Consider the following 25,143-nt stretch of genomic DNA (forward strand, 5'->3'; position numbering starts at 1 on the left):
GCTCAGCGTCTCACGCGGCGTCGCCCCGCCCCCGGCGTGCCACGAGGGCGGCCGGGAGCGAGGCGTACGGGCCGGCCGTCAGTCGTCGAGGTCGACGGTGCGCGAGATCCGCTCGCCGGTGGAGGACCTCACCACGACCTTGACCCGGTCGTCGTCCGCGCCGAACGTCCGGCCGAGGGTGACGTTGCCGTACGAGTTCGCCCGTGAGGTGGTCGAGGCGACCCTGCTGCCGTCCCGGTAGAACGTGGCGGTCCACCGGGCGCCCTTCGTCGGGCCGTTGACACGAACCTGCGCCGTCACGCGGTCGTCGCCCGACTCCTGGACCGAGTAGCCGTACCTGCTGCCCTTCGAGCCCTCGCCGCTGCGGCACTCGAGATCGTCGTCGAGCTCGACCGTGCGCGCGGCCCGCTGGCCGCTGCTCGAGACGGCGACGAACCGGAACCGGTCGTCGTCGTCCCCGCGCACGGTCCTGGCGACGCTGATGTTCCCGTGACGGTTCGCCCGCTCGGTGATCCGGTAGGCCTTGCTGCCGTTGCGGTAGACCGTGACGGTCCACCGCTGGCCGGACTTCGCGGCGTCGACCCGCATGGCCGCCCGCATCCGGTCGTCGTCGCGCTCCGCGAGCGTCACCCGGTACTGCGCGTTCTTCGAGGCGTACCCCGTGCAGCTGACCCGGCCGTCGTCGTCGGCGTGCGCCGCGCCCGCTCCCATGCCGACGCTCGCCAGTGCCAGGCACAGCGCGGCGAACGTCCCTAAGATCCTGTTCTTCATCACAGGTGCTCCCCGGTGAGAGTGCCGCGGGGCGCGGGATGCGCTGTGCGGCTCGTGCCTCGCACGCTAGGGACGGTCCATGAGGCCACCGTGGCAGCACCGTGAGAGAGGTCTCATGAAGCCTGGTGGCCGCACGTCACGGGACGGCGCCGCCCTCCCAGGGCCGCGCGCCGATCACGGGCCGGCTCGCCGCGTAGTCCTCGCGCATCATCGGCGAGGAGATCATCATGTCCGCCGTCGCGACGTTGCACGCCATGGGCACGTTCCAGACCGCCGCGAGCCGGAGCAGCGCCTTGACGTCCGGGTCGTGGGGCTGCGCCTCGAGCGGGTCCCAGAAGAAGATCAGCATGTCGATGAAGCCCTCGGCGATCTTCGCGCCGATCTGCTGGTCACCGCCCACCGGTCCGGACAGGAGCCGGTGGACCGGCAGGCCCAGCTCGAACTCCAGCATCGTCCCGGTGGTCCCCGTGGCCCAGAGCGAGTGCCCGGAGAGCGTCCCCCGGTTGAACTCTGCCCAGCGCAGGAGCTCGACCTTCTTGTTGTCGTGGGCCACCAGGGCGATGCTGTGCTGAACCGCGTCCATGGGAGCGCTCCTCACCCGGGCGCGCGCTGCACCCGTCTGCCTCATGCTTCCACGCGCGGGGCGGACCGGCAGCGAGTGCGCGATCAGCCCTCGCGGGCACTCGAACGGGTGTTCGATCTCTGGTAGTCTCGGTGCATGACAACGAGGTCCGCCGACACCCGCACCAGGGCGGATTCCGGTGCCCGACGGCGCGACGCCGGCCGGGACGTGACGCTCGCACGCCTGGACGAGCTGTTGGCGGACCTGAGCGCGGCCCAGGCCGAGATCAACGCCCTGGAGGGCCGGCGGGCCGCGCTGCTGGCCGACATCGCCGACCTGGCCGAGGACGCCGAGTCGGCGGTGCTCGACACCGACGACCCGTCCCGGCGGCGGACCTCCTCGTCCCGCCGGCGGGAGCTGGTGCGGCGGGCGGTCGTCGCCGAGGTCGGGACCACGCTGCGCCTGGGCGAGCACGCCGCCGGAAGCCTCTGCGAGCAGGCGCAGACCCTGCGGCGCAAGGCACCCCGGTCGTTCGCGGCGCTGGCCGCCGGCCGGTGCTCCTGGGCCCACGCGGCGCGCCTGGCCCGGCACCTCGCCGATCTCGACCCGGCGGACGCCCGGCGCGTCGAGTCCTCCGTCGCCCCTGCGCTGGCCACCAGCACCCCGGCCCAGGTGGACGCCCGCACGCGGCGCGCACGCGACAGCGTCCACCCCGAACCGGTCGAGGTCCGGTCCGCGAAGGCGTCGGAGCACCGGGCGGTCTACCTCGACGACGCCCGCGACGGGATGGCCTGGCTCACGGCGCGCCTGCCCGTGACCCTCGCCCATGCGGCGTACGACCGGCTGACCCGCACCGCGACGGCGCTCCACACGGAGACCGACAGCCTCATCGTCTCCCAGGGCCGCGCGGACGTCCTGGCCGCGCTGCTGCTCGACGACGGCACCCTGGACCGCGACGCGGTACCCGCGTCGGCACCTGGTAGAGACTCCGGTAGAGACCCCGGTAGAGACCCCGGGACAGCCCCCGACACAGCCCCCGGTACGGCCCGCACGCGCCCCGTGCCGGGCATCGCGACGATCGCGCGGAGCATCCGCCCGCAGGTCACGGTGACCGTGCCGGTCCTGACCCTGCTCGGCGTCGCCGACATCCCCGCGGACCTGGACGGCCACGTACCGGTCGCACCGGACACGGCCCGCGAGCTCGCCGCCCTCGCGCCGTCGCTCTGGCGCGTGCTGACCCACCCCGAGTCGGGCGTCCCGCTGTCGGTGGGACGGGAGAGCTACACGGCCCCGTCGGCGCTCAAGGCCACGCTCAGGCACCGCGACGCCACCTGCCGGTTCCCGGGGTGCACGGTGCCGGCGGTCCGCGCCGACCTCGACCACACGACGGCGTGGGCCGACGGCGGCACCACCGGGGCGGACAACCTGGCCCACCTGTGCCGGCACCACCACGTGCTCAAGCACCAGACCGGCTGGACGGCACGGCAGGGTCCGGCATCCGGCGGCAACCTCGAGTGGACCTCACCCACCGGTCGACGCCACACCACCCGCCCGGACGGCGGCGTCGTCGCCAGTCGGCACGGCTCAGCGCCACGCGACTCGGCGCCACGCGACTCGGCGCCACGCGACCTCTCGTCCGTGGGCTCCGGCGACCCTCCGTTCTGAACCGCCGCTGGCTTGCACCTCTGCCCCGTCAACCTCGGTCCCACGTCACTCCGTGCCCTCGACGCCGCACCGCGCCCATGCGTGACAATGGACGGGTGACAACCCCCGCACCCGCCCCTCTGCGTCTCGGCACCCGCGGCAGCGCACTGGCGACCACCCAGTCCGGGCTCGTCGCGCGTCGGCTGGAGGTGCTCCTGGACCGCCCGGTCGAGCTCGTCCGCATCAAGACCGAGGGCGACGTCAAGACCGGCTCCCTCGCCTCCCTCGGCGGCACCGGCGTGTTCGTCACCGCGCTGCGCGACGCGCTCGCCGGGGACCGCTGCGACGTCGCCGTGCACTCCCTCAAGGACCTGCCGACCACCCCCGCGCCCGGCCTGACCTACGTCACGCCCGAGCGCGAGGACCCGCGGGACGCGCTCTGCGCCCGCGACGGACGCACGCTCGACACGCTGCCGCGCAACGGTCGCGTCGGGACCGGTTCGCCGCGCCGTGCCGCACAGCTCCAGGCCGCACGTCCCGACCTCGAGATCGTCGACATCCGGGGCAACGTCGAGACCCGCCTGGCGCGGGCCCTCGGACCCGACCCGGACCTCGACGCCGTGGTGCTCGCCCTCGCCGGTCTTGCGCGCCTGCACCGCACCGAGGTGGTCAGCGAGGTCCTCGACCCGCTCGTCGTCGCCCCCGCACCCGGCCAGGGTGCGCTCGCCGTGGAGGCGCGCAGCACCGACCTGGTGCCGGACGGCGGCACGACGGGCGGCCCCGGCCTCGGCGCCGTGCTCGCCGAGGCGTTCGCCGAGCTCGACCACCGGCCCACCCGGCTCGCCGTCACCGCCGAGCGCGCCGTCCTGGCGCGGCTCGAGGCAGGCTGCGCCGCACCGATCGGTGCCTACGCCCGGCTGGAGGACGGAGTGCTGGTGCTGTCCGCCGTCGTCGCCTCCCTGGACGGCACCGAGCAGCTCAAGCACACCGCCCGCGTCGAGATCGCCCCGACGGCGACGCTCACCGCAGCCGACGGGGCCGCCTACGCCCTGGGCGTCCGCGTCGCCGAGCGGCTGCTGGCCGACGGCGCCGCCCGCCTCGCACCCCTCTCCCCGGCCGAGCCCGCTCCGCCGGAGCCGACCCTGGCCACCACCGGGACGGACGACCCGGAGGGGGCGTGACCGACCTGACCGGGCGCACCGTCCTGCTGCCCCGCTCCCCCGCGCGCGCCGCCGGGCTCGCCGGCCTCCTGCGCCGCGCCGGGGCCGAGGTGACCGTCGCTCCCGTCATCGAGCGGGCTCCCGCCGACGACGGCGACGCGCTCGCGGCAGCAGTCTCCGACGTGCTGGCCGGCCGTTACGCCTGGGTCGTGATCACCAGCGTCAACGCGGTCGAGGCGCTCACCGCCGCACAGCACCACCCGACCGGCGCGACCAGCGCGACGCTGGCCGCCGCACCCGTCCGGTGGGCCGCCGTCGGCCCCGCGACCGTGCGCGCCCTGGCCGACGCCGGGATCGCGGCCGACCTGGTGCCCGACGGCGAGGCGTCCGCGGACGGCCTCGTCGCCACCTTCCCTGCCCCGTCGTCCGCGGATCCGGCATCCACGGGTCCGGTCGGCACCCGGGTCCTGCTGCCGCTCGGGGACCGGGCGCGCCCCACGCTGCGCGAAGCGCTCCGGGCCCTCGGGTGGGCGCCGGACGTCGTCACCGCCTACCGCACCGTGCGCAGCGACCTGCCGGCGGACGTGGTGGGCGCACGCTATGACATCGTGGTGGTGACCTCCGGCTCCGTGGCCCGCGAGATCGCCACGCAGTACGGCACGCACGCGCCCGTCGTCGCGATCGGCCGACCCAGCGCCGAGGCGGCGCGCGAGGCCGGGCTGACCGTGGCCGCCGTCGCCGACCGTCCCACCGACGCGGCGCTCGCCGCCGCCGTCACCACCGCCTGCGAAGGAGAACCATGAGCACCTCGGGGATCGTCCACCGGCCGCGGCGGCTGCGCGCCACGCCCCGCATGCGCCGCCTCGTGGCGGAGCACCGGCTGCACGCGGCGGACCTCGTGCTGCCGTTGTTCGTCAAGGAGGGCATCGCCGCGCCCGTCCCGATCAGCTCCATGCCCGGCCAGGTGCAGCACAGCGAGGACACCCTGCACGACGCCGTCACCGCGGCCGCGCGGGCCGGGCTCGGCGGCGTGATGCTCTTCGGCATCCCGGCGGTGCGTGACGCCCGCGGCACCCAGGCCGAGGCGCCCGACGGGATCCTGCAGCGCGGCATCCGCATCGCGCGCGAGGCCGTCGCCGCGGTCGAGTCGGAGACCGGAAGGCCGGGGCCCGTCGTCATGGCGGACACCTGCCTGGACGAGTTCACCGACCACGGGCACTGCGGCGTCCTCACGGACGGCCCCGACGGCACGGCCGTCGTCGACAACGACGCCACGCTCGAGCGGTACGCGACGATGGCCGTCGCCCAGGCGCGGGCCGGCGCCGACGTCGTCTCGCCGTCGGGCATGATGGACGGCCAGGTCGCCGCGATCCGCGACGCGCTCGACGACGCCGGGTTCGAGCACGTGTCGATCCTCGCCTACAGCGCCAAGTACGCCAGCCCCTTCTACGGTCCGTTCCGCGAGGCCGTCGACTCGGCGCTGCAGGGCGACCGGCGGACCTACCAGATGGACGCCGCCAACGCCCGCGAGGGACTGCGCGAGGCCGACCTGGACCTGGCCGAGGGCGCGGACATGGTGATGGTCAAGCCGGCCGGCTCCTACCTGGACGTGCTGCGCGGTGTCGCCGACCGCTCCGACGTCCCCGTGGCCGCGTACCAGGTGTCCGGCGAGTACGCCATGATCGAGGCAGCCGCCGCGAACGGCTGGATCGACCGGCGCGCCTCGGTGCTCGAGTCGGTCCTCGGCATCCGGCGTGCCGGGGCCGACGTGATCCTCACCTACTGGGCGCTCGAGATCGCCTCGTGGCTCGAGTGACCCCGGCCCACGACGCACGCCGCAGCAACCCCACGGAGGAACGACGATGACGGACACCGCAGGCTTCGGGCACATCGAGGCGGCACTGGTGAGCAGCACGCCCCCGGTCGACAACCACGAGGCCTTCCTGCGCGCCCAGCGCGCGATCCCCGGCGGTGTCAACTCGCCGGTCCGCGCCTACGGCTCGGTCGGCGGCGACCCTCGGTTCCTGGCGAGCGCGCGCGGCGCGTACGTCACCGACGTCGCCGGGCGCGAGTACGTCGACCTCGTCGGGTCGTGGGGTCCGGCGCTGCTGGGACACGCGCACCCCGAGGTCGTCGCCGCCGTGCAGGACGCCGCCGCCCGCGGGCTGTCGTTCGGGGCGCCCACGGTGGGCGAGATCGAGCTCGCCGAGGAGATCCGGCGTCGCGTCCCCGCCGCCGAGCGGGTCCGCCTCGTCTCCACCGGCACCGAGGCGACGATGACGGCGGTCCGCCTCGCCCGCGGCGTCACCGGACGCCCGCTGGTCATCAAGTTCGCCGGCTGCTACCACGGGCACGTCGACGCGCTGCTCGCCGAGGCGGGCTCCGGCGTCGCGACGCTGGCGATGCCGGGCACCGCGGGCGTCACCGAGGCCTCCGCCGCCGAGACGCTCGTGCTGCCCTACAACGACCTGCCCGCGGTCGAGGCGGCCTTCGCCGAGCACGGGGAGCGCATCGCCGCGGTCATCACCGAGGCCGCGCCCGCCAACATGGGCGTGGTGCCGCCGTCGGACGGGTTCAACGCCGGGCTGCGGCGGATCACCGCCGCGCACGGGGCGCTGCTGATCCTGGACGAGGTGCTCACCGGGTTCCGCGTCTCCGAGGCCGGGTACTGGGGCTTCGAGAACGCCGGCCAGGCGGCCGAGGACGTCTGGACCCCCGACCTGTTCACCTTCGGCAAGGTGGTGGGCGGCGGGATGCCCGTGGCCGCGCTCGGCGGGCCGGCCGCGATCATGGACCAGCTCGCACCGACCGGGCCGGTGTACCAGGCGGGCACCCTCTCCGGGAACCCCGTCGCCGTGGCCGCCGGCCTGACGACGCTGCGCCTGGCGGACGACGGCGTGTACGCGCGCGTCGCCGAGGCGGCCGACGCCGTGTCCCACGGGCTGGGCGAGGCGCTCGACGCCGAGGGCGTGCCGCACCGCATCCAGCGGGCCGGGTCGCTGTTCTCGGTGTTCTTCGGCGAGGCCGCGGCCCACGACGGCGTCGCCTCCTACGCCGACGCCCAGGCGCAGGACGTGTTCCGGCACGGACCGTTCTTCCACGCGATGCTCGACGCAGGGGTCAACCTGCCGCCGTCGGTGTTCGAGGCGTGGTTCTGCTCGGCGGCCCACGACGACGACGCGGTGCACCGCATCCTCGAGGCGCTCCCCGCCGGGGCACGGGCGGCGGCCGCGGCGAGCGCCTGACCAGCCGACTCAGCAGGTGAGACGGGTCGTCCAGCCCATCGGCAGCACGGCGCCGGTCTGGCATGCTGTCCCCCGGCGACGTGGGGATCGGCGAGGGAGACGACGGATGGGTGAACGGCTGCAGCTCGACCTGGAAGCGGTGCGGGACACGTCCGCGCGGCTGCGGAGCATCGGGCGATCGCTCGCGGACGCGGAGTCCGCCGCCGACGACCTCGCCGCGATGATCCCGCACCGCGGGCTGGCTGGCGCGGTCGCGACGTTCGCTACCACCACGATCTCGCGCAACTCATCGGAAGCCGCCTTGACAACGAGATGAATCCCGCCGTCCGGTATGCGGCGTGGTGGCGTGAGGTCGATGCGTCGACGATCGCACCGTTGGAGTTCCAAGAATGACGATCACTCAGCGTGAGGACTGGATCACCAGGCTCGGCACGATCCTCGCATTCATATTTGTTGGGCAGACTCTCTTCTTCGTGTTGCCGCTGATGGTGACCGACGGCAATCTCGTGACGGAGCAGGTACCGGGATCGTTTGTTATTCGCTGGCTTGCTTTCGTGCCAGCAATGATGTACCTCGCACTCGTCGTGCTGTCGATCCCCCAGCCCCGGATGAGAGCGCGTCCCAGCAGACGAGGACGATCCATACAGATCCCTCAGTTCGGCCGATTTCCCGTCTTCGTCCTCGGCTTTGTTCTCATCACCAGCACCGGCGCGCAGTCAGTCTTCCTTATTCCTCAAGGTTCCGGCGCCGCATACCTTCTGTACCCGAGCTACATCATCATCGGCGCCTGGCTCTTGCACATACTTCGCATGATCCTCGGCCTTTTCCGGCTCGTGCCGCGTTCATGGCGGATCGCGCCCGATCCTGCGCCCACCGAGACGCCGATCGGCATCCCCGATCAACGATTCGCGCCGAGCCGTTCCTCTGGTAGGAACCGCACACCATGAGCGTCCGCGATGCCTGCTGCGAGCAGGACAGCGACTGGTGGTCCGAGATCGATGGTGCGACGTTCGATGTCGTCGGTGCATGGGACCCAGCAGGGAGATCCAAGTGACGCTCGAGAAGATGCTCGATCGCTGGGACGTGGTCGGCAGACTCACGTTTGTCATGGCGATGTGCTTCTGTGCCGAGATGTTCTGGGTGGTGGTGCAGATGTTCGTCGCACTAGCGATGGGCGACAACTTTGGATCGCTGGGTCTCCTCGCTACAGCGTTCCGTTGGCTCTCTTGGGTCCCGGCATCCATCTATGCTGCGGCAATATTCCTCAGCATCCGGCTTCCACGCGTCCGTCGAGACACGAGTTGGTCCGCTGACGGGCACCTGCGGATTCCACCGATCGGTCGCGGGATGCTCCTCTTCTTCGGAGTCCTGCTCTTCTTCAGCACAGGTGCGCACGCCGGGTCGCTCTTGCCCGAGGATTCTCCTCCCCCCACCGCCGGGTATGTCGTCACCGTGATGTTGTGCTTGAACGGCATCCTCCTGACGCGCATTGTCCTGGGCACCTTCCGACTGCTCCCGCGCTCCTGGCGCGTCGCCCCGGCGTCAGCACCTGCGCCCGGCGACGGCATCGAGGTCCCCGAGCAGCGACTCGCACCCCCACGCACTACCCGAGAGCCACCTGCTCCGTGACCGAGACCGTGGCCCCCACACACCCCAGACCACCGGCATACGCCCTCATCCTGCCGCCGGGCTTCGTCCTGATCCCGGCGCAGGGCGACGTCGAGGCCGACGTCCGCGCCGTCGTCCGGCGTCACTACGGCACCCGGCTCGACGACCGGACGCGGGGGCGTATCCGCCGGCTGGAGCGGTCGCTGGTCGCGACGGTGAGGTCGGCACGCGAGCGCGGCGTCGTCGACGTCGTCCTCCCGCTCGGCGTCCCGTGGCGGGCACCGGTGTCCCTGGCCCTGGCGTTCGCCCCGGCCGGGCCGGGTGGCGCACCCGACGCGGACGCGACGACGGTCGTGACCCGGGCGGGTGAGGCCCGCCGTCAGGTGGTGGAGCATCACGACGCGCCCGCCCCGGACGTCGACCTTCCCGGGGAGTCGCCGGGCGGCGCGGTGCGCACCGTGCACCACGTCTGGACGCCGCCGGTCCCCGGTGCGGCGGTGCTGGTCGGGACGTTCACGATCTCGGGCGCTTCGGACCCGGAGCTGACGCCGCTGGTCGACGAGCTCACGGAGCTGGGCGACACGATGATGGCCTCGCTGCGCTGGCGGGACGTTCCCGCCGGCCGGTCGACGGCCGACGACACCACCCCCGAGAGGCAGCCCGCATGACGCTCCGCGTCGACTTCGACACCGACCGATGGGTCTACGTCCCGGAGGCGTTCCCGTGGAACGGCTACCCGGACGAGGACGAGTGGGCCGGGACCGTCGCGCACCTCGCCGCCGAGGCTTTCGAGTACACCGCCGACGAGCAGACAGCCCTCCGTCGCATGCTCGACGCCCTGCTGGCCTATCCGCGCATGCTCGAGGGGATGCACCGGTTCGCCCTGCTCGGCACGCCCGACAAGGGGCTGGAGATGGTGCAGGTCGTCGACGCCCCCACCTCGCCCGAGACCACCGAGGAGAGGATGCTCGGCCTGCCCGACCCGGACGCCACCCGCGAGCCTCAGGTGACCGACGTCGTCGGCGGGCTGGGCAGCGGTCGCCGTGCGGTCCGGTACACGCGCGCCGACGCGCTCGAGGGCGAGATCGTCGTCTCCGTGAACTGGGCGTGGCGTGCCGGCGGGCGCGACGTCGTGGTGATGTACGGCACCTCGAACCTCGTGCAGCTCGATGCCCTGCTGCCCGTCCTCGACGAGTTCGCGGCGTCGATCCGGCTCGCCGACTGAGCACACGGTCAGGACGGCGCGCCCGCGCGGTCGGTGACCTGCTGCGGGCTTCACGCTTCAATGGGGCATGGACTGGCACCGGTCGACACCCCGCTCGATGGACGCCGCCGCGTGCCGACGACGACACCGGAGGTACGCATGAACAAGGCCGAGCTCGTCCACGCCGTCGCCGAGCGCGCGGGCAGCAGCCCCGCCGAGGCCAGGCGGCACGTCGACGCCGTCCTGGCGTCCATCGTCGACGGCGTCTCCGCCGGGGAGCGGGTGTCCCTGGTGGGGTTCGGCACGTTCGACAGCACGTCGCGCCCCGCCCGGACCGCCCGCAACCCCCGCACGGGCGCCACCGTCGACGTGCCGGCCGCCGTCGTGCCCCGGTTCAGGATCGGGGCGGGCTTCAAGGCCAAGGTCGCCGACGCCGAGGGTCCGACGGCGGCACGCGCCACCGCCACGGCGCGCAAGCCGGTCCCGGCGGCCGGGACCGCGGCGTCGGCCGGTGGGTCGAAGGGCTCGACCTCGGACGCGAAGAAGAAGGCGAAGAAGGACGCGGCGAAGGGTTCGACGGCGAGCTCGAAGAAGGACGCCAAGGGCAAGAAGAAGTCGAAGAAGGGCAAGAAGTCCAAGAAGAAGTGACGCGCGCGCGTCAGCGGTCCGCGCGGGCCTCGTTCAGCAGCCGGACGGCCCTCGGTCCGACGCCGTGCAGGGCCAGCAGCTCGTCGAGCGGCTCGGGCAGCTCGGCGAGGGTGGTGTAGCCCGCGCGCGACAGCGCCCTGGTGGCGGGGCGCCCGATCCGCACGCCGTCGAACTCGGGGCCGGCGTCCGCGTCGTCGTCCATGCCTCCATCCTCGCGGCGAGCGCCCGGGCTGTCGAGACGTCCCGCGAATTCGGTGACGCCCCTTGACTTTATACCCCATGGGGGTATGTTGGAAGCATGACCGAGGCCATCACGCACCCCGACGCCACCATCGGCGAGCACGACGGACCCCACGGGTACGCGTCCGACAAGGCGGCGTACCTCAAGCGCATGCGTCGCATCGAGGGACAGGTGCGGGGCATCGCGCGGATGATCGACGAGGACGTCTACTGCATCGACATCCTCACGCAGGTGTCCGCTGTGACGAAGGCCCTGCAGTCCGTCAGCCTCGCCCTCGTCGAGGACCACCTCGGGCACTGCGTCGTCGACGCGGCCCGCGAGTCCGACGAGGCCGGGGCCGCCAAGGTCAAGGAGGCGTCCGCCGCGATCGGGCGCCTCGTCCGCAGCTGATCCACCCACCACCGACCGAGGGAGCACCCATGAGCACCGTCACCACGCTGGGCGTCACCGGCATGACCTGCGCCAACTGCGTCGCCCACGTGACCAGCGAGCTCGAGAACGTCCAGGGCGTCGAGCACGTCAGCATCGTCCTCGAGAACGGTGGCGAGTCCGAGGCCACCGTCTTCTCCGACGAGCCGCTCGACGAGCAGGCGCTGCGCGACGCCGTGGACGAGGCCGGCTACGCCGTCGCCTCGCTGACCGTGCAGCCGAACGCCCTGCGGGAGCAGCACGCCGAGCAGGCCCCGGCGCGCCAGCACGCCCACGACGCCGCCGCCCGTTCGTTCGGGCCGGGCGAGTAGCCCGGCCCTCCCTCGCGGACAGCCTGCCGAACCACGGTCCGACGCCACGCCGTCGGACCGTGCAGGCACTCCGCGCCGCGCCGGGCGGCATCCGCCCCGCGCCCCGACCCCGACGGCCGCCACCCCGGTCCGTCGCCGGTGACCTCCGCACCAGCTCTCCTCAGGAGTCACCCATGAGTACCCCGCACAACACCCACACCGCCCCGGCCGCACCGCAGGCCGAGGTCGACCTCGCCATCCAGGGCATGACGTGCGCCTCGTGCGTCGCCCGGGTCGAGAAGAAGCTCACGCGGCTGCCCGGCGTCGAAGCCACCGTGAACCTGCCGTTGGAGAGCGCGCACGTGCGCCGCCCCGACGGCGTCACCGACGCCGACCTCGTGCAGGCCGTCGCGTCCGCCGGCTACACCGCGACCGTCACCCGTTCGCGGTCCACGGCGCCCGCTCCCGACGGCGTGGCACACCCCGACGAGCACGACGCACACGGCGCGCACCCTGAGCACGACACGCACCCTGAGCAGGCAGAGCACGGCGAGCACTCCGGCGGCCACGTGCACACCGAGTACCGCGGCGACGACCTGCGGCGGCGCCTGCGCGTCGCCGCCGTCCTCACCGTGCCGGTCGTGCTGCTCTCCATGGTCCCCGCGCTGCAGTTCGCCGGCTGGCAGTGGGTCGTCGCGGCCCTGGCCCTGCCCGTGGTGACCTGGGGCGCCTGGCCGTTCCACGCCGCGGCGGCCCGTGCGGCCCGGCACGGTGCCTCGACCATGGACACCCTCGTCTCGATCGGCGTGGTCGCGGCGACCCTGTGGTCGCTGTGGGCGCTGCTGCTCGGCGGGGCCGGCGAGATCGGCATGACCATGCAGGTCTCCCTGCTGCCGTCGCGGGAGCACGGCGCCACGCCGGAGCTCTACCTCGAGGTGGCCGCCGTCGTCACGACGTTCCTGCTGGCCGGCCGCTACGCCGAGCACCGGTCCAAGCGCCGCGCCGGCGACGCGCTGCGCTCGCTCCTGGAGCTCGGCGCCAAGGAGGCCGAGCGGGTCGTCACCGGCCCCGACGGGCGTCCCGTGAGCTCCGACGGCGGCACCCTGGTCACCGAGCGCGTCGCCGTCGGGGCGCTGCGCACGGGCGACCTGTTCACCGTCCGCCCGGGCGAGAAGGTCGCCACCGACGGCGAGGTCGTCGAGGGGACCTCCGCGGTCGACACCTCGCTGCTGACGGGCGAGCCGGTGCCCGTGGACGTCGCCCCCGGCGACGCCGTCACCGGGGCCACCGTGAACACCTCCGGTCACCTGCTGGTCCGCGCCACGCGGGTCGGCGAGGAGACCACGCTGGCCCAGATCGGGCGGCTGGTCTCGCAGGCGCAGACGGGCAAGGCGCCGGTGCAGCGGCTCGCGGACCGCATCTCGGCGGTGTTCGTGCCGATCGTGCTGGCCCTGGCCGTCCTCACCCTGGGCGGCTGGCTGCTGGCCGGTGCCGGGGCGCAGTTCGCCTTCACCGCCGCCGTGGCCGTGCTGATCATCGCCTGCCCCTGCGCCCTGGGTCTCGCGACCCCGACGGCGCTGCTGGTCGGCACCGGGCGCGGCGCCCAGCTCGGCGTGCTCATCAAGGGCCCGGAGATCCTGGAGTCCACCCGCCGGGTCGGCACCGTGGTGCTCGACAAGACCGGCACCGTCACGGCCGGCGCGATGGCGCTGGAGCGCGTGGTGCCCGCCGAGGGCGTGGACGCCGACGAGGCCCTGCGCTGGGCCGCCGCGGTGGAGGACCGCAGCGAGCACCCGATCGCCCAGGCGATCGCCTCCTCCGAGCTGTCAGAACCTCGCGGCGGGGTACCGCGCGCTGGTGCTGACAGCTCCGCGGGAACCGGGGCCGACGGCGTCACGATCGGCGCGCTGCAGGTCTTCGACTTCCGCTCCACGGCGGGCGGCGGTGTCGAGGCCGTGGTCCGGACGGCGCACGCGGGCCTGGGCAGCGAGGGATCGGGTGGGCTCGGCGCGCGCCGGGTCGCGGTCGGCCGCCTGACCTGGCTCGACGAGACGGGCGTGCGCGTCCCGGACGAGGTGCGCGACGCCGTCGGGCACGCCGAGCGGGACGGGGCGACCGCCGTCGTCGTCGCGTGGGACGGCACCGCCCGGGCCGCGCTCGTGCTGCGCGACCCGGTCAAGCCGACCTCCGCCGAGGCCGTGGCCGAGCTGAAGGCGCTCGGCCTGCACCCCGTGCTGCTCACCGGCGACTCCGAGGGCGCGGCGCGCGCCGCGGCCGCCGAGGTCGGCATCGACGAGGTGATCGCCCGCGTGCTGCCGGCGGACAAGGCGGCGACGATCTCCCGGCTGCAGGCCGAGGGACGGACGGTGGCGATGGTGGGCGACGGCGTGAACGACGCCGCGGCGCTGGCGACCGCCGATCTCGGGCTCGCGATGGGCACGGGCACCGACGTGGCCATCGAGGCGAGCGACATCACGCTGGTGCGCGGGGACCTGCGGGCGGCCGCCACCGCCGTGCGGCTCTCGCGGCGCACGTTGCGCGTGATCAAGCAGAACCTGTTCTGGGCGTTCGCGTACAACGTGGCGGCGATCCCGCTCGCCGCGGCCGGGCTGCTCAACCCGATGATCGCGGGCGCGGCGATGGCGGCGTCGTCGGTCATCGTGGTGACGAACTCGCTGCGCCTGCGCCGCGCCGGCTGACCCCACCCGGATCGCACCGCCCCTACCCTGCGCTGTGGGCGCGAATTCTGGCCCGTTTCATCCCCTTTGCGGGGATACTGCGGCACAGAATTCGCGCCCACAACGCTCGACGGGCTCAGCGGAAGCGGCGTCCCTCGTCGCGGCGGTAGGCCCAGGCCGCCAGCGCGGCGAAGACCGCCGTCCAGCCGACGAGCACCGGCCAGGCCCACGGGTTGGCCGGTGCGCCGGTGAGCGCCTGGACCAGCAGGTCCCGGGCGGCCCGCGTGGGCGTGAGCTGGGAGAGGGTGTCCAGCCACGCCGGGAACATCATCGGCGGCAGGAACAGCCCGCCGGCGAACGCCAGCGGGAACAGGACGACCTGCACCACCGGCAGCGCCGCCTTGGCGGTCAGCGAGTAGCCCACCGCCATGCCCAGGAGCACGAACGGCACCGACGCCAGCAGGATCATCCCGACCCCCGCCGCGAGCTGCGTCGCCGTCACGGCCGCCGACGTGAAGAGCCACGCCACCGCGATGAGCGGGAGCAGCCCGACGAGCGTGAAGATCGCCCCGTTGCCCACGCGGGCGACCATCCGCGGCCCGGGACCCGCCGGCAGCGAGCGCACGAACGGGTCGAAGGGCAGCGCCCGGTCCTCGGCCACGCCGAGGCCGTAGGTGAACAGGCTCGCCGAGCACACCGCGAACATCGCCAGTCCCGCGACCGCCATCGTCGCGAACTGCGGGTTGCCGGCGACGGAGTCCTGCGGCACGACGAAGAACACCATCGCCAGCGCCGGGAACACCGCGTTGCCGATCACGGCCATCGGGATGCGGACGGTCTCGAGGAACTGGAACTTCAGGTGCAGCCAGGCGAGCCGGAGGGGGCTGACGACCCTCGGGGTAGCCGATGCAGGGTTCGCGGTGGTCATCGGGTCGCTCCTTCCAGACGGGCCGGCACGTCGGCGTCCACCATCTCGGCGAACGCCTCCTCCAGGCTGGCGCCCCGGATCTCGAGGTCGCGGAAGTCGACGTCGGCACGCACCAGGTCGCGGACCAGGGCGTCGGCGTCGGGGGTGAACAGCGACTGCCGCGTGCCGCCGTCGGCCCCGGCCGTCGGCGCGACGGCCTCGGCGCGCGCGACGCCCGGCCACGCCGAGAGGTCGTCGGCGCAGGTCAGGACGACGCGCCGCAGCGCGACCCGGCGCAGGATCGCGCCGAGGGAGTCGTCGGCGCGGACGACGCCGTGGTCGATGACGACGACGCGCTCGGCCAGCGCCTGCACCTCCTCCAGGTAGTGGCTGGTCAGCAGCACCGTGCCGCCGTCCGCGTGGTAGGCGCGGATCGCGTCCCACAGCGCCTGGCGGGCCCCGACGTCGAGCCCGGTCGTGGGCTCGTCGAGCAGGATGACGCGCGGGTTGCCGACCAGCGACAGGGCCACGGCCAGCCGCCGCTTCTGCCCGCCGGACAGCGCGCCGGTCTGCTTGCGGGCCATCTCGGTGAGGCCGAACCGGTCGAGCAGCTCGCCGGTGGGCACGGGGGCCGGGAAGTGGCCGCCGACGAAGTCGACGACCTCCCCCACCCGGAGCGTCGGGGGCAGGCCGGTCTCCTGCGGGGTGACGCCGAGGCCGATCCGGCTGGCCGCGTCGCGGGGGTCGCCGCCCAGGAGGCGGACCGTCCCCCGGTCGGGTCGGCGCTGCCCGCTGACGAGGGACAGCAGGGTGGACTTGCCGGCGCCGTTGGGGCCGAGCAGCCCCACGAGCTCGCCGGGTCCGACGTCGAGGGAGACGTCGTCGAGCGCGACCACGTCCCCGAACCTGCGGGTGACGCCGTCGACGGTGATGACGGTCATGCTCCTGTTCCCTTCAGCAGTGCGGTGAGGGTGGCGGTGTAGTCCTCGAAGGCGCGGCGACCCTCGGTGGTCAGCGCGAGGTAGGTGACGGGCTTGCGCCCGGCGTGCGCCTTGGCGACCCGGACGTAGCCGGCGTCCTCCAGCTTGCGCACGTGGGTCGAGAGGTTGCCCGCGGTCATGTCGAGCAGCTTCTGCAGCTTCGGGAAGACGATCTCGTCCCCGGGCGGCAGCGCCGCCAGCGTCGAGACCACCCGCAGCCGGGCGGGGGCGTGGATGACGGTGTCGAGCTCAGTCATCACCCACCCCCGGTCCGACGCCGGTGGTCGCGCCGGACGCGCGGCCGCGGTGGCGTCGTCGGGCGACGAGCACGGACTCGACGCCGCACATGACGAGGAACCCGCCGCCGCCGGCCAGCGCCATGACGAGGTACGTGGCGGGCATGCCGGCGATCGTGGCGACGCCCCCGGTGAGCAGGATCCACAGGCCGAGGACGTAGAGCCGGTTGTCGCAGAAGAACGTGCCGCCGGCGAGGTACAGCAGGCCGACGACGGCGCAGGCGAGGGCGTTGGCCACCAGGCCGATCACCTCGTCGGACGCCCCGGCGCGGGCGATGCCGCTGATGACGAACGGGTACGCGACGAACCCGAGCGCCCAGGACCAGCCGTACATCATGCCGACGCGGGCGCTGGGGCCGCGCGTCCCGGCGCTGCGGACGCCGCTGTGCACGACCGTGATGGTGATCGCGGCGGCGAGCAGGGCGAAGAAGACGGCGAAGGCGACGCCGCCGGGTGCGCCGTCGGCCGAGCGGGCGCTCATCCACAGCACCAGGTAGCCGGCGAGCCACGCGACGCCCCAGACGAGGTAGAGCAGGCGCCCGTCGGGCTCCGTCGCGGCACGGGCGCGCTGCTGGGACTCCTCGATGAGCCGCAGGGACTCGGCGGGGTCGAACGCCGAGCGCCCGTGGCCCCGGTGCTCGGCCGGCCCGCGACCGGCCGCGTCGTCGTGCTCGGGTGTCGTCATCTCTCTGCCTTTCGGGACCTGCGAAGTAGTTTGTGCTGCAAACCTGTTTGTAGAGTCTCACGCCGATCGTGGCGGCACAAGACCTGCGACCCGACGGGGTCGCGTCTACCGTGCGAGGACACCGCCGCACGACCCGGGAGGTGACCTGGTTGGAGCTGCCGCTGCTGTACGCGACGGTCGGCGTCGCGAGCGTCGTCCTGGCCCTGCTGAGCAGACGGCTGCGCTCGCTGCCCGTCACCGAGCCCCTGGTGGGCCTGCTGCTCGGCGTCGTGCTCGGCCAGGGCGGCGTCCTGGGCGGGTCCGGCGCCCTCGGCTGGGACGAGACCCAGCGCGACACCCTCCTGCTCGAGTCGTCCCGCCTGCTGCTCGCGGCCTCCGTCATGGCCGCCGCGCTGCGCTTCCCGACCCGCCGGCTGCGGGCGCTGGTGCGCCCGGTCGCCTGGATGCTGCTCGTCGTCATGCCCGCCGCGGCCGTGATCTCGGGCGGCCTCGCCCTCACCCTCGGGCTGCCGCTGGCGCTCGCCGCCGTCGTCGGGGCCTGCCTGAGTCCCACCGACCCGGTGCTCGCGGCCTCCGTGGTCACCGGCGACGTCGCCGAGAGGTCCCTGCCGAGCCGCCTGCGCGCGCTGCTCACCGCGGAGAGCGGCGCCAACGACGGCCTCGCCCTGCCCCTGGTCGCCATCGCCGTCTCCCTCGCGCTCACCGCGCGCGACACGGGCCACGAGCTGCTGATCCTCACCTGGGAGGTGCTGGGTGCCGTCGTGATCGGCGTCGTCGCCGGACTCGTCACCGCCGCGGGACGCCGGCTCGCGACGCGCGAGCACGACCTGGCCGGCGGGCCGTCGCTCGTGCTGACGCTCCTGCTCGCCCTCGCCGCCCTCGGCGTCGCCCGGCTCGCGGGGACCGACGGCGTGCTCGCCGTCTTCGTGGCCGGCATCGCCTACGGGGCGCGCACCGACGAGTCGACGCGCGAGCACCAGGACATGATCGACGAGGCCGTGAACCGCTACGCCGTCGTCCCGTTCTTCCTGCTCGTCGGGGCCGCCCTGCCGTGGGCGGACTGGGCCGCGCTGGGACCCGTCGTCGTGCTCGTCACCGTCGGGGTGCTCGTCGTGCGCCGGCTGCCGACGGTGCTGCTGATGGCGCCCGTGCTCGGCCTGACCCGCCGCGACGCCGCGTTCGCCGGGTGGTTCGGCCCGATGGGTGTCTCCGCCGTGTTCTACCTCGCCCACGCGCGGGACCAGGGTGTGACCGACCCGCGGGTCTTCGCGCTCGGGATGCTCGTCGTCGCGGCCAGCACCGTGGTGCACGGCACGACGGCGGCCCCGCTCGTCCGGCTCTACGCCCGCAGCGACGCCGATCGCCCGGCCCGTTCCTGAGCCCACGCCGCGCCCCGCGGCGGCGTGGCGGTGGGCCTACGCTGGACGCCGTGCCCGACTCAGCCCCCGCCCCGGCCGCCACCGACCGATGGGTTCCGCCCGCCCCGGCCGCTCCGGTGCGCACGCCTCGCGACCGCCGTCGGACCGGTGCCGAGATCTGGATCGTGCTCGGCCTGAGCCTGGGGCAGAGCGGCGTCTACGCACTGGTGAACATCGTCGCGCGGCTCACCGCCGAGACGTCGCTGGCCGAGCAGTCCGCCACGCTCAACGCGTCCCGCTCGCCCCGGCCGTGGCTCGACCTGACGTACCAGCTCCTCGGCATCGCGTTCGCGCTCGTCCCCGTGGCCCTGGCGCTCTACCTGCTCAGCGCCCGGGGTCCCGGCACCCTGCGCCGCATCGGGCTCGACGCCGCACGGCCCGGACACGACACCGCCTGGGGGTTCGCGCTGGCGGCCGCCATCGGGCTGCCGGGGCTCGCCTTCTACGCCCTGGGACGGCTCCTCGGGATCACCGTCAGCGTGCAGGCCAGCGCCCTGGACGAGCACTGGTGGACGGTGCCCGTGCTGATCCTGGCGGCCCTGCAGAACGGGCTGCTCGAGGAGGTCGTCGCGGTGGCCTACCTCGCCGAGCGCACCGCCGACCTGGGCTGGACGCGCCTCAAGATCGTCGCCGCCAGTGCGCTGCTGCGCGGGTCCTACCACCTGTACCAGGGCATCGGGCCGTTCGTCGGCAACGTCGTCATGGGCGTCGTGTTCGCCTGGTTCTACACCTCCCGGTGGGGCCGGCACCGCGTGCTGCCGCTCGTCGTCGCGCACACCGTGCTCGACGTCGTCGCGTTCGTCGGCTACGCGCTGGTGCCGGCCGCCTGGCGCGAGGCGCTGGGCATCACCTGACGGACGGCTCGGCGAGCGTCTCCCACGTCTGCCGCCGCTCCGCCTGGGCCACCGGGTCCGGCACGGGCAGGGAGGCGAGCAGGCGGCGCGTGTAGTCCTCCCGCGGTGACCCGAGCACCTCGGCACCTGTGCCCTCCTCGACGAGCCGGCCGCGGTACAGCACCGCGATCCGGTCCGCGAGGAGGTCGACCACCGCGAGGTCGTGCGAGACGAACAGGCACGCGAAGCCGAGCTCGGCCTGCAGCTCGGTGAACAGCTCCAGCACCTTGGCCTGGACGGAGACGTCGAGGGCCGACGTCGGCTCGTCCGCCACCAGCAGCTCCGGGTCGAGCGCCAGCCCCCGGGCCAGCGAGGCGCGCTGGCGCTGCCCGCCGGACAGCTCGTGCGGGAACCGGTCACCGTACGAGCGGGGCAGCTGCACCGCCTCCAGCAGCTCGTCGACCCGCCGGCGCGCCGCCTCCGGCGTCCGGGCCCGCCCGTGCACCACCAGCGGCTCGGCCACGCACTCGGCGATGGTCAGCAGCGGGTTGAACGAGGTGGCCGGGTCCTGGAACACGAACCCCAGCCGGGGGCGCATCGTGCGCAGCCGGCGCCCGCGGGCGCCGTTCATCTGCGCGCCGAGCACCTCGAGCGAGCCGCCGCTCACCGGGGTCAGACCGGCGATCGCGCGGGCGATCGTCGTCTTGCCCGAGCCGGACTCCCCCACCAGGCCCAGCACCTCGCCCGGCCGGATGGTGAACGAGACGTCGTCCACCGCGGTGAACGACGGCTGCCGGAACCGGCCCGGATAGGTGATCGTCAGGCCCTCGGCCCGGACGACCGGCTCGGCGTCGTGCCAGCCCTCCGGGCGTGCCTCGAGCCGCGCCGCCGCGCGGGCCACGCCCTCGCCGATCCGCGGGACCGCACCGAGCAGCGCCCGGGTGTACTCGGCCTGCGGGTCGCTGAAGAGGTCCTTGACCGGAGCGCTCTCCACCACCTCGCCCTGGTACATCACCGCGACCCGGTCCGCGAGGTCCGCGACCACGCCCATGTTGTGGGTGATGAGCACGATCGCCGTGCCCGTGTCGTCCCGCAGCCGCCGCAGCAGCTCCAGGATCTCCGCCTGCACGGTCACGTCGAGGGCGGTGGTGGGCTCGTCCGCCACGATGAGGCCGGGGTTCAGCACGAGCGCCATCGCGATGACGATGCGCTGCTTCTGCCCGCCCGAGAACTGGTGCGGGTAGTGGTCCACCCGCTCCTCGGGGTCGGGGATGCCCACCGTGCCGAGCACCTCGATCGCGCGCCGGCGCGCCTCCTTCTTCGACACCTTGCCGTGGGCGCGCAGGCCCTCGGCGATCTGCCGCCCCACCGTGTACACGGGGTTGAGGACGCTCGACGGCTCCTGGAAGACCATGGCGACGTCCCGGCCGCGCACCTCGCGCAGCCTCGCCCCCGACACCGAGACGACGTCGGTGGTGGTGCCGTCCCGCGCCGTGAGCACCACGGCGCCACGGGTCGTCGCCGTGGCGGGCAGCAGCCCCAGGATCGCCTTCGCCGTGACGGTCTTGCCCGAGCCGGACTCGCCCACGACGGCGAGGACCTCGCCGGGCCGGACCTCGAGGCTCACGCCGTCGACGGCGCGCACCGGGCCGGCGTCGGTGGCGAACGAGACCGCCAGGTCGTTGATCGATGCGACGGCGCTCACGCGACGTCTCCCTTCTGCTGGTCGTCCGCGACGACGGACGTGGCCGCGACCTTCCCGGAGACCTGCTTCGAGCGCGACCGCGAGCGCAGCCGCGGGTCCGCGAGGTCGTTGAGCGACTCGCCCACCAGCGTCATGCCCATCGCGGCGACGACGATCGCCAGGCCCGGGAACAGCGCGGTCCACCAGATGCCCGAGGTCACGTCGGCGACGGCCCGCTGCAGGTCGTAGCCCCACTCGGCGGCCGCCGTCGGCTCGATCCCGAACCCGAGGAACCCGAGCCCGGCCAGCGTGAGGATCGCCTCGGAGGCGTTGAGGGTCACGATCAGGGGCAGCGTGCGGATCGAGTTGCGCAGCACGTGACGGGTCATGATCCGCCAGTGCCCGGTGCCGAGCACGCGCGCCGAGTCGACGAACGCCTCGCCCTTGACCCGGACCACCTCCGCCCGCACCACCCGGAAGTACTGCGGCACGAACACCACGGTGATGGACAGCGCCGCCGCGAAGATGCCGCCCCACATGCTCGACTGACCGCCGGAGATGACGATCGCGAGCAGGATGGCGAGCAGCAGGGAGGGGAACGCGTAGACGGCGTCGGCCACCAGCACCAGCAGCCGGTCGACCCAGCCGCCGAAGTACCCGGACAGCAGCCCGAGGACCACCCCGACCACGATCGAGGACAGCACCGCGACGACGACGACGAACAGTGCCGTCTGCGCGCCCCACACGACGCGCGACAGCACGTCGTAGCCGCCCACGGTGGTGCCGAACCAGTGGTCGGCGCTGGGCGGCTGCTGCGCCCCGAACATGCCGTCGGGGCCGCGCAGCTGTGCCCAGCCGTACGGGGCGATCCACCGGGCACCGGCCGCGAGCACGACGAAGGCCACCGTGAGGACCAGGCCCGCCACCAGCATGCCGCGCTGCAGCCCGACGCTCTGGCGCAGCTGGTGCACCACGGGCAGCCGCTTGAACCACGCACCGCGACCGCGCAGGTGCTCCGGCGCGGCGCCGGCGGTGCCGGCGCCCGTGATCTCCGGCGCAGTCATCAGTACCTCACCCTCGGGTCCACGAGGACCGCGATCATGTCGACCAGGAAGTTCGTCACGGCCACCACGACCGCCATCACCACGACGATCCCCTGCACCGCGACGAAGTCGCGCGCCTGCAGGTACTGGGCGAGCTGGAAGCCCAGCCCGCGCCACTCGAACGTGGTCTCGGTGAGCACCGCGCCGACCAGCAGCATGGCGATCTGCATGCCCGCCACCGTGATGACGGGGATGAGAGCCGGGCGCCAGGCGTGGCCCGTGACGAGACGGCGCTCGCGGACGCCCCGCGACCGGGCCGCCGTCACGTAGTCGGTGCCGAGGGTGCCGATCATGTTGGTCCGGACCAGCCGGAGGAAGATCCCGGCGGTCAGCAGCCCGAGCGCCATGGCCGGCAGGACGGCGTGGGACAGCACGTCCAGGAGGACGGCGGGGTCCCCGGTCTGCAGGGCGTCGATCACCATGAAGCCGGAGTCGGCCCCGGCCTTGCGCATCTCGATCTCGCCGGCGGTCGACACGCGGCCGGCCACGGGGAACCACCCGAGCCAGACGGAGAAGACCAGCTTGAGCAGCAGGCCCGCGAAGAACACCGGGGTGGCGTACGCGAGGATCGCGAGCACGCGCAGGACGGCGTCCGGGACACGGTCGCGGAAGTACCCGCTGAGCATCCCGAACGGGACGCCCAGCACCGTCGCGACCAGCACGGCGTAGAGGCTCAGCTCCAGCGTCGCCGCGCCGTAGGTGGTGAGCACCTCGGTCACGGGCCGGCTGTCGCTGAGGGTGGTGCCGAGGTCGCCGGTGAAGACGCCGGACAGGTAGTCCCAGTACTGCACGAGGATCGGCCGGTCGTACCCGGCGGCATGGATGCGCTCGGCGAGCTGGTCCGGGGTGAGACGACCGCCGAGGGCGGCCGTGATCGGGTCACCCGTGGCGCGCATGAGCACGAACACGGTGGTGACCAGGATGAAGACGGTGGGGATGATCAGCAGGAAGCGCACCAGGACGTACCGTCCCAGTGCGCCTCCTGCTGCAGGTGCTGCAGCCACGAGCGACGTACCGGCCCGTCAGCCCTTGGCCAGCGCCGCGTAGCGGAACTTGAACGACGCGTCGAGCGTGTCCTCGGCACCCGTCACGTCGGCCCCGACGACGGCGACCTGAGCACCCTGCAGGTACGGGACCGTGGACAGGTCCTGCGCCACGGTGTCCTGGATCTCCTCGATGACGGCGGTGCGCTCGTCCGGGTCCGCGGTGACGCTCTGCTCGAGGATGAGCTCGTCGACGGCCGGGTTCGAGTAGTGGTTGGCCAGGAAGTTCTCCGTGAGGAAGAACGGCGTGAGGTAGTTGTCGGCGTCCGAGTAGTCCGGGAACCAGCCGAGCTGGTAGGCCGGGTAGACGTCGGCCGTGCGGTCCTCGCTGTACTGGACCCACTCGGTGGTCTGCAGGTCGACCGTGAACAGGCCGGACGCCTCGAGCTGGTCCTTGATCAGCGCGTACTCGTCGCCGGAGGACGGGCCGTAGTGGTCGTTCGAGTACTGCAGGCTCAGGGCGACCGGGGTCTCGACGCCCGCGTCGTTCAGCGCCTGCTCGGCAGCGGCCGCGTCGGGGCCGCCCTGGCCGTCGCCGTAGAGCTCCTTGAGCGACTCGGTGGCACCGGTCAGGCCCGCCGGGACGTAGGAGTACAGCGGCGTGTAGGTGCCCTTGTAGACCTGCTCCGAGATCGCCTCGCGGTCGATCAGGTGCGCGACGGCCTGGCGCACGGCGAGGGCCTTGTCCTCGTCGGCCTCCGGCTGCGCGGCGCCGTACGGCTGGGTGTCGAAGTTGAAGACGACGTAGCGGATCTCGCCGCCCGGCCCCTCGACGACCTTGACGTTGTCGTCGCCCTGGAGGTCCTCGACGTCCGTCGAGGACAGCGAGCGGAACGCCACGTCGACGGAGCCCTGCTGCACCTCGAGCTTGAGGTTCGAGGAGTCGGCGAAGTACGACACGTTGATCTCGGGCGTCTCGGCCGGGCCGAGCAGACCCTGGTAGCCCTCGTAGGCCTCGTACGTGATGAGCTCGTTGAAGTTGTAGCTCGTGATCGTGTACTGGCCGGCGAACGCGTTGCCGTCGACGATCTCCTGGTCGGACGTCAGCTCGTCGGCGGAGAAGACGTCCTCGTCCACGATCGGGCCGGCCGGGGACGACAGGATCTGCGGGAACACCTGGTCGTTCTCGCTCTTGAGGTGGAAGACCACGGTGGTGTCGTCCACGACCTCGGTGCTGTCGAGGTTGTACAGCAGCGAGGAAGGACCGTTCTCGGCGGCGATGCCCACCATGCGGTCGAAGCTGAACTTCACGTCCGAGGCGGTCAGGTCGTTGCCGTTGGCCCACTTCAGGCCGGGCTTGAGCGTCACCGTGTACTCGGTGGGCGCCGTGAACTCGGCCGACTCGGCGATGTCGGGCTCGACGTCGGGGCTCCCGTACGGGGTGTTCATCAGGAACGGGTAGACCTGGTTCATGACGGCGAACGAGCCGTTGTCGTACGAACCGGCGGGGTCGATCGTCGTGACCTTGTCGGTGGTGCCGATGGTCAGCGCGCCACCGGCCTCGCCGCCGCCCTCGTCGGTGCTCTCCCCGTCGCCGCCGCCGCTGCACGCCGCGAGCAGGACCGCGATGCCTGCTGCACCGGCGACGGCGGGCACGCCCCGTCGGTTGCCTCGAATGAACCTCATGGTTGATCTCCTCTGGATGCGTCCGCGGGTCGTCGCGGGCACGGAGTTGTCTAGCAGCCGCCTGTGTCGGGCAGATCACGTCGGTGTG

The 25,143-nt window shown here is 73.3% G+C and carries 27 protein-coding genes; 16 read left to right on the forward strand and 11 right to left on the reverse strand.

Features of this window, described 5'->3' with window-relative positions; all coding sequences use genetic code 11:
- Nucleotides 1-78 precede the first annotated feature (78 nt).
- A complete protein-coding gene (locus BCL65_RS03515) occupies nt 79-771 on the reverse strand; it encodes a hypothetical protein (protein WP_125206469.1) in 693 nt (230 codons plus the stop codon).
- 136 nt (nt 772-907) lie between these two features.
- The gene (locus tag BCL65_RS03520) at nt 908-1,354 is read right to left on the reverse strand and encodes a methylglyoxal synthase (RefSeq protein WP_106265283.1); all 447 of its coding nucleotides are present in this window, start codon (nt 1,352-1,354) and stop codon (nt 908-910) included.
- Nucleotides 1,355-1,489: 135 nt separating this feature from the next.
- Here BCL65_RS03520 and BCL65_RS03525 point away from each other — a divergent pair, with 135 nt between their 5' ends.
- The 11 genes from BCL65_RS03525 to BCL65_RS03575 all read left to right on the forward strand — a co-directional run bounded on the left by BCL65_RS03525 (nt 1,490) and on the right by BCL65_RS03575 (nt 10,842).
- Entirely contained in the window at nt 1,490-2,998 is a 1,509-nt protein-coding gene (locus BCL65_RS03525; protein WP_106265285.1) for an HNH endonuclease signature motif containing protein, read from the forward strand.
- A 77-nt stretch (nt 2,999-3,075) separates the two neighbouring features.
- Nucleotides 3,076-4,158: a hydroxymethylbilane synthase gene (hemC, locus tag BCL65_RS03530; protein ID WP_106265286.1), complete on the forward strand. Its 1,083-nt coding sequence runs from the start codon at nt 3,076-3,078 to the stop codon at nt 4,156-4,158.
- The gene (locus BCL65_RS03535) at nt 4,155-4,940 is read left to right on the forward strand and encodes a uroporphyrinogen-III synthase (protein ID WP_106265288.1); all 786 of its coding nucleotides are present in this window, start codon (nt 4,155-4,157) and stop codon (nt 4,938-4,940) included. Before hemC ends, BCL65_RS03535 begins: the two co-directional genes overlap by 4 nt.
- Nucleotides 4,937-5,953, forward strand: coding sequence for a porphobilinogen synthase (hemB, locus tag BCL65_RS03540; protein WP_106265290.1), 1,017 nt, complete (start codon nt 4,937-4,939; stop codon nt 5,951-5,953). Before BCL65_RS03535 ends, hemB begins: the two co-directional genes overlap by 4 nt.
- 46 nt (nt 5,954-5,999) lie before the next feature.
- Entirely contained in the window at nt 6,000-7,382 is a 1,383-nt protein-coding gene (hemL, locus tag BCL65_RS03545; RefSeq protein WP_106265292.1) for a glutamate-1-semialdehyde 2,1-aminomutase, read from the forward strand.
- Between the two features lie 106 nt (nt 7,383-7,488).
- A complete protein-coding gene (locus tag BCL65_RS03550; protein WP_106265294.1) occupies nt 7,489-7,698 on the forward strand; it encodes a hypothetical protein in 210 nt (69 codons plus the stop codon).
- 73 nt (nt 7,699-7,771) lie between these two features.
- The gene (locus BCL65_RS03555; protein ID WP_106265295.1) at nt 7,772-8,329 is read left to right on the forward strand and encodes a hypothetical protein; all 558 of its coding nucleotides are present in this window, start codon (nt 7,772-7,774) and stop codon (nt 8,327-8,329) included.
- Between the two features lie 103 nt (nt 8,330-8,432).
- The gene (locus BCL65_RS03560; RefSeq protein WP_125206468.1) at nt 8,433-9,011 is read left to right on the forward strand and encodes a hypothetical protein; all 579 of its coding nucleotides are present in this window, start codon (nt 8,433-8,435) and stop codon (nt 9,009-9,011) included.
- Nucleotides 9,008-9,658 carry a hypothetical protein gene (locus BCL65_RS03565; protein WP_106265299.1) on the forward strand — a complete coding sequence of 217 codons (651 nt, stop codon included), beginning with the start codon at nt 9,008-9,010 and terminating at the stop codon, nt 9,656-9,658. The genes BCL65_RS03560 and BCL65_RS03565 overlap by 4 nt, the downstream gene beginning before the upstream one ends.
- The gene (locus tag BCL65_RS03570) at nt 9,655-10,215 is read left to right on the forward strand and encodes a hypothetical protein (protein ID WP_106265301.1); all 561 of its coding nucleotides are present in this window, start codon (nt 9,655-9,657) and stop codon (nt 10,213-10,215) included. Before BCL65_RS03565 ends, BCL65_RS03570 begins: the two co-directional genes overlap by 4 nt.
- A gap of 111 nt (nt 10,216-10,326) precedes the next feature.
- The gene (locus tag BCL65_RS03575; protein WP_165799920.1) at nt 10,327-10,842 is read left to right on the forward strand and encodes an HU family DNA-binding protein; all 516 of its coding nucleotides are present in this window, start codon (nt 10,327-10,329) and stop codon (nt 10,840-10,842) included.
- Between the two features lie 10 nt (nt 10,843-10,852).
- On the opposite strand, the gene BCL65_RS03580 is transcribed toward BCL65_RS03575, so the two are convergent.
- Nucleotides 10,853-11,044: a hypothetical protein gene (locus BCL65_RS03580; protein WP_106265305.1), complete on the reverse strand. Its 192-nt coding sequence runs from the start codon at nt 11,042-11,044 to the stop codon at nt 10,853-10,855.
- A gap of 96 nt (nt 11,045-11,140) precedes the next feature.
- Here BCL65_RS03580 and BCL65_RS03585 point away from each other — a divergent pair, with 96 nt between their 5' ends.
- The 3 genes from BCL65_RS03585 (at nt 11,141) to BCL65_RS03595 (ending at nt 14,501) form a co-directional block, all read left to right on the forward strand.
- The gene (locus tag BCL65_RS03585) at nt 11,141-11,473 is read left to right on the forward strand and encodes a metal-sensitive transcriptional regulator (protein ID WP_106265307.1); all 333 of its coding nucleotides are present in this window, start codon (nt 11,141-11,143) and stop codon (nt 11,471-11,473) included.
- A gap of 29 nt (nt 11,474-11,502) precedes the next feature.
- Nucleotides 11,503-11,823 (forward strand): heavy-metal-associated domain-containing protein, encoded by a 321-nt coding sequence (locus tag BCL65_RS03590; RefSeq protein ID WP_106265309.1) that lies wholly within the window; start codon nt 11,503-11,505, stop codon nt 11,821-11,823.
- 173 nt (nt 11,824-11,996) lie between these two features.
- The gene (locus tag BCL65_RS03595) at nt 11,997-14,501 is read left to right on the forward strand and encodes a heavy metal translocating P-type ATPase (RefSeq protein ID WP_106265311.1); all 2,505 of its coding nucleotides are present in this window, start codon (nt 11,997-11,999) and stop codon (nt 14,499-14,501) included.
- A gap of 115 nt (nt 14,502-14,616) precedes the next feature.
- On the opposite strand, the gene BCL65_RS03600 is transcribed toward BCL65_RS03595, so the two are convergent.
- Genes BCL65_RS03600 through BCL65_RS03615 form a run of 4 tightly spaced genes read right to left on the reverse strand, consistent with a single transcriptional unit; the run spans nt 14,617 to nt 17,348 of the window.
- A complete protein-coding gene (locus BCL65_RS03600; protein ID WP_106265313.1) occupies nt 14,617-15,408 on the reverse strand; it encodes an ABC transporter permease in 792 nt (263 codons plus the stop codon).
- The gene (locus BCL65_RS03605; protein ID WP_106265315.1) at nt 15,405-16,328 is read right to left on the reverse strand and encodes an ABC transporter ATP-binding protein; all 924 of its coding nucleotides are present in this window, start codon (nt 16,326-16,328) and stop codon (nt 15,405-15,407) included. Before BCL65_RS03605 ends, BCL65_RS03600 begins: the two co-directional genes overlap by 4 nt.
- Nucleotides 16,325-16,624, reverse strand: coding sequence for a transcriptional regulator (locus BCL65_RS03610; protein ID WP_106265317.1), 300 nt, complete (start codon nt 16,622-16,624; stop codon nt 16,325-16,327). The genes BCL65_RS03605 and BCL65_RS03610 overlap by 4 nt, the downstream gene beginning before the upstream one ends.
- On the reverse strand, nt 16,617-17,348 hold the full coding sequence (locus BCL65_RS03615; RefSeq protein ID WP_106265319.1) for a hypothetical protein: 732 nt from the start codon (nt 17,346-17,348) through the stop codon (nt 16,617-16,619). The genes BCL65_RS03610 and BCL65_RS03615 overlap by 8 nt, the downstream gene beginning before the upstream one ends.
- 140 nt (nt 17,349-17,488) lie before the next feature.
- On the opposite strand from BCL65_RS03615, the gene BCL65_RS03620 reads away from it, so the two are divergent.
- On the forward strand, nt 17,489-18,727 hold the full coding sequence (locus BCL65_RS03620) for a cation:proton antiporter domain-containing protein (RefSeq protein ID WP_207767658.1): 1,239 nt from the start codon (nt 17,489-17,491) through the stop codon (nt 18,725-18,727).
- A gap of 41 nt (nt 18,728-18,768) precedes the next feature.
- Nucleotides 18,769-19,620 (forward strand): CPBP family intramembrane glutamic endopeptidase, encoded by an 852-nt coding sequence (locus BCL65_RS03625; RefSeq protein ID WP_374956669.1) that lies wholly within the window; start codon nt 18,769-18,771, stop codon nt 19,618-19,620.
- Here BCL65_RS03625 and BCL65_RS03630 read toward each other — a convergent pair.
- The 4 genes from BCL65_RS03630 to BCL65_RS03645 form a co-directional block, all read right to left on the reverse strand.
- Nucleotides 19,613-21,304 carry a dipeptide ABC transporter ATP-binding protein gene (locus BCL65_RS03630; RefSeq protein ID WP_106265322.1) on the reverse strand — a complete coding sequence of 564 codons (1,692 nt, stop codon included), beginning with the start codon at nt 21,302-21,304 and terminating at the stop codon, nt 19,613-19,615. The genes BCL65_RS03625 and BCL65_RS03630 overlap by 8 nt on opposite strands.
- Nucleotides 21,301-22,347, reverse strand: a complete 1,047-nt coding sequence (locus tag BCL65_RS03635) for an ABC transporter permease (RefSeq protein ID WP_106265324.1) — start codon at nt 22,345-22,347, stop codon at nt 21,301-21,303. The genes BCL65_RS03630 and BCL65_RS03635 overlap by 4 nt, the downstream gene beginning before the upstream one ends.
- Complete coding sequence (locus BCL65_RS03640) at nt 22,347-23,342, reverse strand: ABC transporter permease (protein ID WP_181340708.1); 996 nt, start codon at nt 23,340-23,342, stop codon at nt 22,347-22,349. The genes BCL65_RS03635 and BCL65_RS03640 overlap by 1 nt, the downstream gene beginning before the upstream one ends.
- A gap of 66 nt (nt 23,343-23,408) precedes the next feature.
- Entirely contained in the window at nt 23,409-25,055 is a 1,647-nt protein-coding gene (locus BCL65_RS03645) for an ABC transporter substrate-binding protein (protein WP_106265329.1), read from the reverse strand.
- Nucleotides 25,056-25,143: the final 88 nt, after the last annotated feature.

It is taken from the genome of Isoptericola halotolerans (genome assembly GCF_003003075.1).
GTDB classification, from domain to species: Bacteria; Actinomycetota; Actinomycetes; order Actinomycetales; family Cellulomonadaceae; genus Isoptericola; species Isoptericola halotolerans_A.

What these genes read in the sequence shown, in the direction of transcription:
- BCL65_RS03600 (WP_106265313.1), bottom strand. Translation starts at nt 15,408, where the DNA reads ATGACCACCGCGAACCCTGCATCGGCTACCCCGAGGGTCGTCAGCCCC.
- BCL65_RS03550 (WP_106265294.1), top strand. Translation starts at nt 7,489, where the DNA reads ATGGGTGAACGGCTGCAGCTCGACCTGGAAGCGGTGCGGGACACGTCC.
- BCL65_RS03555 (WP_106265295.1), top strand. Translation starts at nt 7,772, where the DNA reads ATGACGATCACTCAGCGTGAGGACTGGATCACCAGGCTCGGCACGATC.
- BCL65_RS03595 (WP_106265311.1), top strand. Translation starts at nt 11,997, where the DNA reads ATGAGTACCCCGCACAACACCCACACCGCCCCGGCCGCACCGCAGGCC.
- BCL65_RS03520 (WP_106265283.1), bottom strand. Translation starts at nt 1,354, where the DNA reads ATGGACGCGGTTCAGCACAGCATCGCCCTGGTGGCCCACGACAACAAG.
- hemB (WP_106265290.1), top strand. Translation starts at nt 4,937, where the DNA reads ATGAGCACCTCGGGGATCGTCCACCGGCCGCGGCGGCTGCGCGCCACG.
- BCL65_RS03610 (WP_106265317.1), bottom strand. Translation starts at nt 16,624, where the DNA reads ATGACTGAGCTCGACACCGTCATCCACGCCCCCGCCCGGCTGCGGGTG.
- BCL65_RS03605 (WP_106265315.1), bottom strand. Translation starts at nt 16,328, where the DNA reads ATGACCGTCATCACCGTCGACGGCGTCACCCGCAGGTTCGGGGACGTG.
- BCL65_RS03590 (WP_106265309.1), top strand. Translation starts at nt 11,503, where the DNA reads ATGAGCACCGTCACCACGCTGGGCGTCACCGGCATGACCTGCGCCAAC.
- BCL65_RS03515 (WP_125206469.1), bottom strand. Translation starts at nt 771, where the DNA reads ATGAAGAACAGGATCTTAGGGACGTTCGCCGCGCTGTGCCTGGCACTG.
- BCL65_RS03525 (WP_106265285.1), top strand. Translation starts at nt 1,490, where the DNA reads ATGACAACGAGGTCCGCCGACACCCGCACCAGGGCGGATTCCGGTGCC.
- BCL65_RS03570 (WP_106265301.1), top strand. Translation starts at nt 9,655, where the DNA reads ATGACGCTCCGCGTCGACTTCGACACCGACCGATGGGTCTACGTCCCG.
- BCL65_RS03585 (WP_106265307.1), top strand. Translation starts at nt 11,141, where the DNA reads ATGACCGAGGCCATCACGCACCCCGACGCCACCATCGGCGAGCACGAC.
- hemC (WP_106265286.1), top strand. Translation starts at nt 3,076, where the DNA reads ATGCGTGACAATGGACGGGTGACAACCCCCGCACCCGCCCCTCTGCGT.
- BCL65_RS03615 (WP_106265319.1), bottom strand. Translation starts at nt 17,348, where the DNA reads ATGACGACACCCGAGCACGACGACGCGGCCGGTCGCGGGCCGGCCGAG.
- BCL65_RS03580 (WP_106265305.1), bottom strand. Translation starts at nt 11,044, where the DNA reads ATGGACGACGACGCGGACGCCGGCCCCGAGTTCGACGGCGTGCGGATC.
- BCL65_RS03645 (WP_106265329.1), bottom strand. Translation starts at nt 25,055, where the DNA reads ATGAGGTTCATTCGAGGCAACCGACGGGGCGTGCCCGCCGTCGCCGGT.
- hemL (WP_106265292.1), top strand. Translation starts at nt 6,000, where the DNA reads ATGACGGACACCGCAGGCTTCGGGCACATCGAGGCGGCACTGGTGAGC.
- BCL65_RS03635 (WP_106265324.1), bottom strand. Translation starts at nt 22,347, where the DNA reads ATGACTGCGCCGGAGATCACGGGCGCCGGCACCGCCGGCGCCGCGCCG.